Genomic DNA, 8725 nt, shown 5'->3' on the forward strand with positions numbered 1-8725 from the left:
CGCGTGCACGCATCGGGGTTGTCCAGGGCGTGAGGGCACACTGTTTGTGGGGGGTGCGATCGCGCTTGCGCCCGCCTGCCACCGGCCGTGCCTGAACTCCGTGAGGACACGGGGCAGAGGTTCGGCCGCCGGTTCCACCCGGGAGGTCCCATGAAGATGCTGATCAACAGTCCGCAGACCGTGGTCGCCGATGCCCTGCGGGGGCTGGCTGCCGCCCACCCGGAGCTGGACGTGGACGTGGATCGGGGGGTGGTCGTACGGCGAGACGCTCGGGAGGGCGGGCGGGTCGGGCTGGTGTCCGGCGGCGGTTCCGGGCACGAGCCGCTGCACGCCGGGTTCGTCGGGTACGGGATGCTGTCGGCCGCGTGTCCCGGGGAGGTGTTCACCTCGCCCGTCCCGGACCAGATGCTGCGCGCGGCGAGCGCCGTCGAGGCCGGGCAGGGCGTGCTGTTCGTCGTCAAGAACTACACCGGGGACGTGCTGAACTTCCAGATGGCCGCCGAGCTCGCCGAGGATGACGGCGTCCGGGTCGAGCAGGTCCTGGTCAACGACGACGTCGCCGTCACCGACAGCCTGTACACGGCCGGGCGGCGGGGCACCGGGGCGACCCTGTTCGTGGAGAAGATCGCCGGGGCGGCCGCCGAGGAGGGCGCACCGCTGGAGCAGGTGGCCGCGATCGCCCGGCGTGTCAACGAGTTCTCGCGCAGCTTCGGCGTGGCGCTCAGCGCCTGCAGCACTCCCGCGAAAGGAGGCCCGACCTTCGACCTGCCGGACGGGGAGATGGAGCTCGGGGTCGGGATCCACGGCGAGCCGGGCCGAGAGCGGCGCGCGGTGATGCCGGCCCGAGAGATCGCGGAGGTCGCGGTGGGCGCCGTACTCGAGGAGCTGGGGGAGGTGCCTCCGGCCGACGGGCCGGTACTGGCCCTGGTCAACGGGATGGGAGCGACGCCGCTGCTGGAGCTGTACGGGTTCCACGCCGAGGTGGTCCGGCTGCTGGAGGCCCGGGGCGTGCCGGTGGCGCGGGCGCTCGTGGGCAACTACGTCACGTCGCTGGACATGGCGGGCTGCTCGGTGACACTCTGCCGGGCCGACGAGGAGATGCTGCGGCTGTGGGACGCACCCGTGCAGACGGCCGCGCTGCGCTGGGGCCGCTGAGCCCGTGGTGGCGGTGGAAGCGACCCCGCTCACGCGGCGGGTTCACCATCGAACTCCATCTGAGCGCCGACGGCCGCTGCCGTCCGCTGTCCTTGATCGTCACAGTCGGCCAGCGGGCGGACGTCTGGGCGTTCTCCGATCCGAAAGGGACAAGGCGGTCGGTCTGGGACCGCCTTGTCCCTTTCGGATGACCTGATGACCTCATGACGGTGTGGGAGGACGGTGCCGCCGGTCAGCTGATGGTCGCTGCCTGGTGGGCTGGGGTGGGGTGGGGCAGCGGGATCTTCTGCGCGAGCTTGTCGCCTTCGACGTCGAGGTCGGGCAGCAGGCGGTTCAGCCGGGCGGGGATCCACCAGGCTTTCTCCCGGGCGAGTGCCATGGTGGCCGGGATGAAGGTCATACGGATGACGAAGGCGTCGATGAGGATGCCTACGGCCAGTGCGAAGCCGGCCTGTTTGATCATGGGCTGAGCGTTGAAGACGAAGCCGGCGAAGACGGACACCATGATGGTTGCCGCCGCCAGGACGACGGAGCCGGCACGCGCGAAGCCGGTGATGGTGGCGTTGACGGCGGTGGCGCCGTGGACGTGTGCTTCGCGGATGGAGGTCACCAGGAACATCTGGTAGTCCATGGCGAGTCCGTACAGGACGCCGGTGATGATGATGGGCAGCAGGCTCACGACCGGTGCGGTGGCGTCGAGTCCGATCAGGCTCTGCAGCCAGCCCCACTGGAAGACGGCCGTGGTGAGGCCGAAAGTGGCGGCGATGCTCAGCAGGAAGCCGATGGTGGCCGTCACCGGGACCATGAAGGAGCGGAAGACCAGGAGCAGGACGATGAGGGACAGCCCGAGGACGGTGGCCACGTAGAGGGGTAGGACGTCGGCGAGCCGGTCGGAGACATCGATCGCCAGGGTGGTGAAACCGGCGATGCCGATGTCGGCGCCGTGGGTCGCACGGATCTGCGCGCTCTTGTCCCGTAGGGCGGTGGCGAGATCCTTGGTGGCGTCATCGTTCGGACCACTGCCGGGAATCAGGCTGAGGATGGCGGTGGTGCCGGTCTTGTTCATCCCGGCCAGGGAGACTGTGGCGCCCTTGACGCTTCGCAGGTCCGAGGTCACCGCGGCAAGGGTTGCGGGGGTGAGGGACTGTCCGTTCGTCGTGGAACCGACGGCGATCAGCAGGACTTCCTCGTCATGGCCGTCGCCGGCCTCGCACTCCCCGGCACCACACCCTCACTGCGCGCCCGCTTCATCGCCCTGCTCTTCGACTCACTCAACCCGGCCGACGCGACCCCTCTGCCTCCGTTGCTCACCGGCGAGGACGACCTGCGCGCCTCGCTCGGCAATGTCGCACGCGCCTGATTCATGACCACCTGACCTGTGGGCATGCCGGCGTATTCCTGCACTGGCCGGTCGGATCGGCCGCTGGTCGAATGTCGCGCGTTCCCGGAGCTGACGGCGTTGACCCTGCTGTCGAGCAGCTGGTCACATCCGAACGCTTCGACACCCCGGCGACACGGCCCAACGTGTCCACGCGATGTGGATGTCCTGTTCGTGGAAGGGAGATGGTCGGGGTGGAGCCCAGGCTCGGGCTCCGTGACGCGGACACCGGGTCGATACGGCCTGGTCAAGATAGGTTTGCGGACCGTTTCGACAGGCAGGCGCGGGGCTGCTAGTCGTTCCTCTTGAAGGTGCCGAGGCCGGTCGTGTCGAGGTTCTCGACCCGGACCTTGTCGGCGCGTCCGCCGGACCCGACGGTAAAGGTCACCCCGGACAGGCCGACGGACATTTCGCCGGTGGTGCTGTAGCTGAAGGTGTCACCGTCGTAGTGGTGCAAGGGGAACCGTTGCTTCTTGGGCCCAAGTTGCATGGTGAGTTGGCCGCCCTTGGCGCTGACGGTCATCGCGCCGTAGTACTCATTGGCGTACGTTCCGGTGTAGGCGCTGTCTGCCTTGGCGGGTGCGGGCGAGGCCGGAGGCTTGCTGAAGTCGACCTTCGAGTGTTCCCCATGCAGGGTTTGCTGGAAGAGCGGCCCGAGGAACTTCAGCCAGTCGACGGTCGGCCCGCCCGTCTGCGCGGTGTCGAGGAACGTGGCGGAGATCGCCTCGGCAACGCCGATGGGCTCGCCGTTGGTCAGGACGACGATGCCGAGCTTCTCCGAGGGCAACAACGCCACGTTGGTGGCCGCCCCCAGCGCGAAGCCGCCGGAGTGGCCGAGCTTCAGCCTGCCCTGGTCGTCGTAGCTCACGTTCCAGCCCAGCCCGTAGAACCCGGTCCTTCCCGCGGGCGAGTGCGGCGGCTCGGAGACCATGTGCGGCACGTGGGTCTCCTCCAGTGCGGCGGCGTCGACGACTTTCCGCCCCTCGAAGGTGCCGTTGGCCAGTTGCAGGCGCAGCCACTTCGTCATGTCCCGGGCCGTGGAGCTGACCCCGCCCGCCGGGCTCTGGGCGTCCGGGTTGCGCACATGCTCGGCCTGCCAGGTTCCCCCGGTCTTCACGTGAAGGACGGCCTTGTTGTCCGCCTTCTCGTAGTCGGCGAAGGAGGAGCTGGTGGAGTCCATGCCGAGCGGCCGGTACAGCTTGTCGGTGGACAGCTTCTCCCAGCTGGTCCCGGCCGCGCGCGCGGTGGCGACGGCGGCTTCGGTCAGCCCGAAGTTGGTGTACGCGTAGTGGGCACGGAAGGGAGCCAGCGGTTCGTAGCGGAGGTGGTCCAGGATGTACGAGCGGTCGTAGCCGAGGTCCTCCAGGAGGTCTCCGGCGTGGTCGGGCAGTCCGCTGCGATGCGAGAACAGGTCGGCGATCGTGACGTGGCGGGTGACCCACGGGTCCTTGAGGGCGAAGCCGGAGCCGTGGTCGACGACCGGGTCGTCCCAGCCGACGGTCTTCTCGCCCACGGCCGCCGCGACCACGGTGGACGCAATGGGCTTGGAGACCGAGGCGAGCTGGAAGACGGTGTCCGGTCCGACCCGGTCCTTCGTGCCCGCCGTCCGCAGACCGAACCCCTTCAGATACACCACCTTGTCGTCGTGCACCACGCCCACGGCGATTCCGGGCACACCGGTGCGGCGCATGGCGTCTCGTACGACGTCGTCCAGCCGGCTCACCGCGTTCTCGACCTCGGCCCGGGTGAGCTGTCGCGGTGGCTGGGCGGGTGGGACGGTGGGCAGCGGCGACGTCGCGGCGGCCGCATGCCCGGCGGCGGTCGTGTCGGCATCGGCCGCGGTACAGCCGACGGCCAGCGCCGCTACCAGGCCCAGTGCAGCGGCGGAGCGAAGAGAGCGTGGGCATGCGGAATCGAGTCGGGACATGTCGTCCATGGAATTCGGTCCTCCGGCACCTGTCGCGCGTTGGCGGGCCGTTCGGGGGATCCGGCGTAAACCGGCACGCTCGCACGCTCAGACCCAAGGCTTCGGCCGGACGGAGTCGGGACGGTGTCGTACCCCCCCCCGCAACGGCGACTGTCGGCATCCACCGCCCCGGTCCGACAAGATCGCCGGCAGGGCCCGGCCCATCGTTGACGCCACCTCGCGCAGGTCTTACGGGTCGTCTCGACCAGTAGCACGGACCCGGCCTGAACAGACACCCTGCGGCTGCCGCCCGGGGGCGGGGACGAGGGCGCTTGAGGTGCTGCCCAGGCTAGGAATGCCCAGATGGTCGTCCCCGGTGGTGTGCATTCATACTTTGTTGCCGAGAGGCGGTGGGGGACGCTGTGGAGTTTGCCTCGTGACAAGTCCTGTGCCCCCGGTTCGAGTTCGGCCCCGTGGTGGGCCGACCGCTGTCGGAATATGGACCAGTGGGAGGGCCTGAGAGAATGACCATGCACGATGACCAGGTGGACGTGACCACCGAAATCGTGGCGACCTTGATCGAAGAACAGTTCCCTCGGTGGAGTGGCGAGGAGATCCGACCCCTGGCGTCGACCGGGACGGTCCACGCCATCTTCCGTATAGGGAAGGACCTTTCTGCGCGTTTCCCCCTGCGTCTGGCCGACGCCGCCGATGTGCTGGCGGTTCTGGAACAGGAAGCCCGGGCGAGCGCGGAGTTGGCACGGGTGTCTCGGGTCCCCGTTCCGGAACCGGTCGCCCTGGGAAAGCCTGGAGCGGGTTACCCCATGCCGTGGTCGGTCCAGACATGGCTGCCGGGAACGGTCGCCTCTGACGCCGACCCGAGTGGGTCGGACGCTTTTGCCGAGGACCTCGCGGCCTTCATCGCGGCTCTGCGGGACGCCGAGACGCGGGGGCGGGTGTTCAGCGGAGACAATCGTGGGGGCGACCTCACTCGCCACGACGACTGGATGGCGAAGTGTTTCGAGGAGAGTGAGGGGTTGCTCGACGTGCCCCGGCTGCGGCAGATGTGGAGTCACTTTCGGGAACTGCCGCGCACGGGTGCCGACGTGATGAGCCATGGAGACCTGATCCCCGGCAATGTACTGGTCGCGGGGGACCGGCTCAGCGGCGTGCTCGACACCGGCGGCTTCGGCCCGGCCGACCCCGCGCTGGACCTGGTCAGTGCCTGGCACCTGTTGCAGCCGGGCCCGCGGGAAGTGCTCCGGCGGACACTGCGCTGTGACGATGCGGAGTGGGAGCGGGGCAAGGCATGGGCGTTCGAACAGGCGGTGGGTGTCGTCTGGTACTACGTCGAGAGCAATCCGACGATGAGCAGAATGGGGCGGCGGACACTCGACCGCATTCTGGAGTCGATGGAGTGATGCCGCCCCGATCCTGGGCCCCGGCAGAGCCGGTCGCTTGCCGCCCGCATCGACTTCAGCACGGGACTGGCCCGCAACTTGCCGAAGGACGAGGAAGTCGTCCGCCGACTCGCGAGCCCTCGTGGGCCCCACCTCCGTCACCCGGCGGACACTGGGCTACGGCATCAACGTCCCCCTCGCGGTCTTGCTCCGTGAACCAGCGTCAGCTCAGGGCCGGGGTCGGGCCCGACCGGTGGACGGACTGTCTCGGCCGGCTGGGCAACCGCCCCGGACGGTGTGCGTCGCCTGCCGAGCTGACCGACTCTCCCCGGCAGGCGACGTCGAGTTGATGCGCAAGGCCTCCGGACGCGGAGGTGTCAGTGGCGCACCTTCACCTTGCTGAGCGCGGCCACCCCGAGCGCGGCCACGGCGACCTGGATCAGCCACTCGACCCAGTCGACGCCGTCGGTGTCGGCGACACCGAGGCCTGCCGCGATGCCGGTGCCGATGAAGGCGGCGACGATGCCGATCAGGATTGTCCACAGCACACCGATGTGCTGACGACCCGGGACCACAAGTCGGCCGAGGACGCCGATCACGATGCCGATGACAATCGCGCTGATCACGCCTGAGATCTCCATGCGGTGTCACCCCATCCGTAGTTGGTGAGGTACGGGTGCCCGCCGAAGGGGGCCACACTCCACGGCTTTGGCCACGGCTTTGGCCACGGCTTTGGTTCCAGACACACCGAGGTGAACCTCGCCTCCGGGCCCGCCGAGGTGCGCAACGCCTACATGCGCGTGAGCAAGTTCCGTGCGGCGGGCCGGGGTTGTACCTCCGGTCTTTCCGGCATCGCCTCCGATTTCGGCGTCAGCGTCTGACGACCGGGCAAGAAGCCCGTGCGAACGCAGAGTGCCGCCTGAGCCGGGGGTACCGGCTGACCTGGATAGGGCGTTCCCGTGCGCTCGGCGGCCGAGGAGACAGCGGCCGCCGCCGATGACGAGGGCCCTCGGCGCGCGAGATCTCCCTGGCCCCCGGCACCGCGCGGCCCGCCGGTGCGTTACTCGCGCTGCTCGTGTCGGCTGCCGCTGCGGCTGCTTTCCTGGCCACATCGGGTACCGGCCGTACTTCGCCGTCCAGGCCGTGGAGTTGAGTGTGTCGCCGACCGCGAGCGGGTGGACTCTCGTCTTCCTCCCGGTCCCCACCACGGGCTGCGCGGCCGGGCGTTCGGACCTGCGTTGGGCAGCCGGGGCTAGCGGTGAGGAGCGGGCCCCGTGGGCGGTGGCGGCCCGCCCTTCGGGTGCGCGTCGGCGGGCCGGACACCCGCCGACCAGGGCATCGGTTGTGAACTCCCGGCTCAGTTCCGCGAGTTGCCGAACAGCAGGCGGTACCCGATCAACAGGACCAGCGAGCCGCCGATCGCCGCGCCCCAGGTGTAGAGGTCGAAGAAGTGGCTCTGCACCGGCCGGTCGAGGAAGCGCGCGGAGAGCCAGCCACCGACGAACGCTCCCGCGACCCCGATGAGGGTGGTGCCGATCAGGCCGCCCGGGTCGCGGCCGGGCAGCAGGATCTTGGCGATGGCTCCGGCGAGCAGACCCAGAATGATCCAGCCGATGATGCCCACGTGTGGTCCTCCAGTCGGTCCGGGCCGGGCGGACACCGCCGGGCCCGACACTTCAGTTGCCTGATTGCGCAAGCTTAAGGACTGGCGGCAGGGTGGAAAGGGGTCGGCCGGGCTCTGGTGACAAGTCGTCGACGTTCTTTCACGCACTTATTACATTGCGCAACCGATGAAGTGGAGGCGTTCTCGTGCCCTCTGGCCCGTCCCCTTACACTGAGACAGCACACGTGCGTTGACAGTGACCGGGGCGGGACGGGAGGGGACCGTGGCGACACTCGCCGGTGGCTTCGAGGATCCGTCCGTCGAGGTACTGACCGAGGCGGCCGCCGCGTTCGGACTGCTGGCCTCCTCCGCCCGGCTGCACATCATGTGGGCGCTGTCCCAGGGCGAGAGCGACGTCACCCACCTCGCCGACCGGGTCGGCGGCGCGCTGCCCGCGGTCAGCCAGCACCTGGCGAAACTGAAACTCGCCGGGCTCGTGCGTTCCCGCCGCGAGGGCCGCCGCCAGGTCTACTACGTCGACGACCCGGACATCGTGACCGTCGTCCGCGTCATGGTCGGCCAGCTGACCGCCCGTACCGGCCCGACCGCCGCGCACACCACCGCCCCACGCAGCTCCTAGTCCGCCTTCTGTGGCCAAGGGTGGGTGAGGGGCGGCATGTCCGATGCCCCACCTCGGACGGTCACCCCAGGCCCAACCCCGCGCCGAGCGCCCCGCCGAGCCCTGGTGTGCCTGCACCACCTGGTGGCCGAACCGTCGGCAACCATGCTCCACCCCGTATGCCGAGGACGAGCTGCCGTCCCGCGGCCACCACACGGGCGCGGCGCGGGCAACCTGCTCGTCTTCGCGCGTGGCGTGCCCCTCGCCAGTCAGGCCGGTCCTGTCCGGACAAGCCGCGGACCAACTCGGCGAAGGCGGGAAGGACTGTGGGCGAAGGCTGAGAGGTCCAGGAGGTTGCCGCGATCCTCCATGAGATCTCTCACCTGTGAAATCCGACGGGGTCCGTGCTGGTGGAGCCAGGGGTTTGTTAGATTGCGCAACTACGCAACCTAGGCGAAGTTCCTGCTTGGCCTGCCTGTAGACCGCCGCGCGTGCCCGGCCGCCCACCCCATGGCCCGGCCTGAGGGGCCCGACCGTTTCGTGGGAGTGGTAGATGAGCGACCGGTGGGACGGCCCGGGCGGTCAGGCCACGCGCAGCCGCAACGGCCGCGTGCCGGGGCAGCGGAAGGGCGAGGCCGGCGGAGCACCCCGGCCCGGCGGCCGG

General features: G+C 69.5%; 9 protein-coding genes. 5 read left to right on the top strand and 4 right to left on the bottom strand.

Annotated elements, in window-relative coordinates:
- Positions 1-150: 150 nt before the first annotated feature.
- Positions 151-1155: a dihydroxyacetone kinase subunit DhaK gene (gene dhaK / locus AB0C34_RS31270; protein WP_356114107.1), complete on the top strand. Its 1005-nt coding sequence runs from the start codon at positions 151-153 to the stop codon at positions 1153-1155.
- A 232-nt stretch (positions 1156-1387) separates the two neighbouring features.
- On the opposite strand, the gene AB0C34_RS31275 is transcribed toward dhaK, so the two are convergent.
- A complete protein-coding gene (locus AB0C34_RS31275) occupies positions 1388-2272 on the bottom strand; it encodes an MMPL family transporter (RefSeq protein WP_356114043.1) in 885 nt (294 codons plus the stop codon).
- Between the two features lie 75 nt (positions 2273-2347).
- On the opposite strand from AB0C34_RS31275, the gene AB0C34_RS31280 reads away from it, so the two are divergent.
- A complete protein-coding gene (locus AB0C34_RS31280; protein WP_356114045.1) occupies positions 2348-2515 on the top strand; it encodes a hypothetical protein in 168 nt (55 codons plus the stop codon).
- 310 nt (positions 2516-2825) lie between these two features.
- Here AB0C34_RS31280 and AB0C34_RS31285 read toward each other — a convergent pair whose 3' ends face one another.
- Positions 2826-4469, bottom strand: a complete 1644-nt coding sequence (locus AB0C34_RS31285; RefSeq protein ID WP_356114047.1) for a serine hydrolase — start codon at positions 4467-4469, stop codon at positions 2826-2828.
- Between the two features lie 500 nt (positions 4470-4969).
- Here AB0C34_RS31285 and AB0C34_RS31290 point away from each other — a divergent pair, with 500 nt between their 5' ends.
- Positions 4970-5860: an aminoglycoside phosphotransferase family protein gene (locus tag AB0C34_RS31290; protein WP_357080999.1), complete on the top strand. Its 891-nt coding sequence runs from the start codon at positions 4970-4972 to the stop codon at positions 5858-5860.
- 356 nt (positions 5861-6216) lie between these two features.
- Here AB0C34_RS31290 and AB0C34_RS31295 read toward each other — a convergent pair whose 3' ends face one another.
- Positions 6217-6480 (bottom strand): GlsB/YeaQ/YmgE family stress response membrane protein, encoded by a 264-nt coding sequence (locus tag AB0C34_RS31295; protein WP_356114050.1) that lies wholly within the window; start codon positions 6478-6480, stop codon positions 6217-6219.
- A gap of 111 nt (positions 6481-6591) precedes the next feature.
- Here AB0C34_RS31295 and AB0C34_RS31300 point away from each other — a divergent pair, with 111 nt between their 5' ends.
- Positions 6592-6720 carry a hypothetical protein gene (locus AB0C34_RS31300; protein WP_356114052.1) on the top strand — a complete coding sequence of 43 codons (129 nt, stop codon included), beginning with the start codon at positions 6592-6594 and terminating at the stop codon, positions 6718-6720.
- A 476-nt stretch (positions 6721-7196) separates the two neighbouring features.
- On the opposite strand, the gene AB0C34_RS31305 is transcribed toward AB0C34_RS31300, so the two are convergent.
- Complete coding sequence (locus AB0C34_RS31305; RefSeq protein WP_351987573.1) at positions 7197-7463, bottom strand: GlsB/YeaQ/YmgE family stress response membrane protein; 267 nt, start codon at positions 7461-7463, stop codon at positions 7197-7199.
- 262 nt (positions 7464-7725) lie between these two features.
- Here AB0C34_RS31305 and AB0C34_RS31310 point away from each other — a divergent pair, with 262 nt between their 5' ends.
- Entirely contained in the window at positions 7726-8082 is a 357-nt protein-coding gene (locus tag AB0C34_RS31310) for a metalloregulator ArsR/SmtB family transcription factor (RefSeq protein ID WP_356114054.1), read from the top strand.
- Positions 8083-8725 lie beyond the last annotated feature (643 nt).

This window comes from Nocardia sp. NPDC049220 (assembly GCF_040647855.1).
Classification (GTDB): domain Bacteria; phylum Actinomycetota; class Actinomycetes; order Mycobacteriales; family Mycobacteriaceae; genus Nocardia.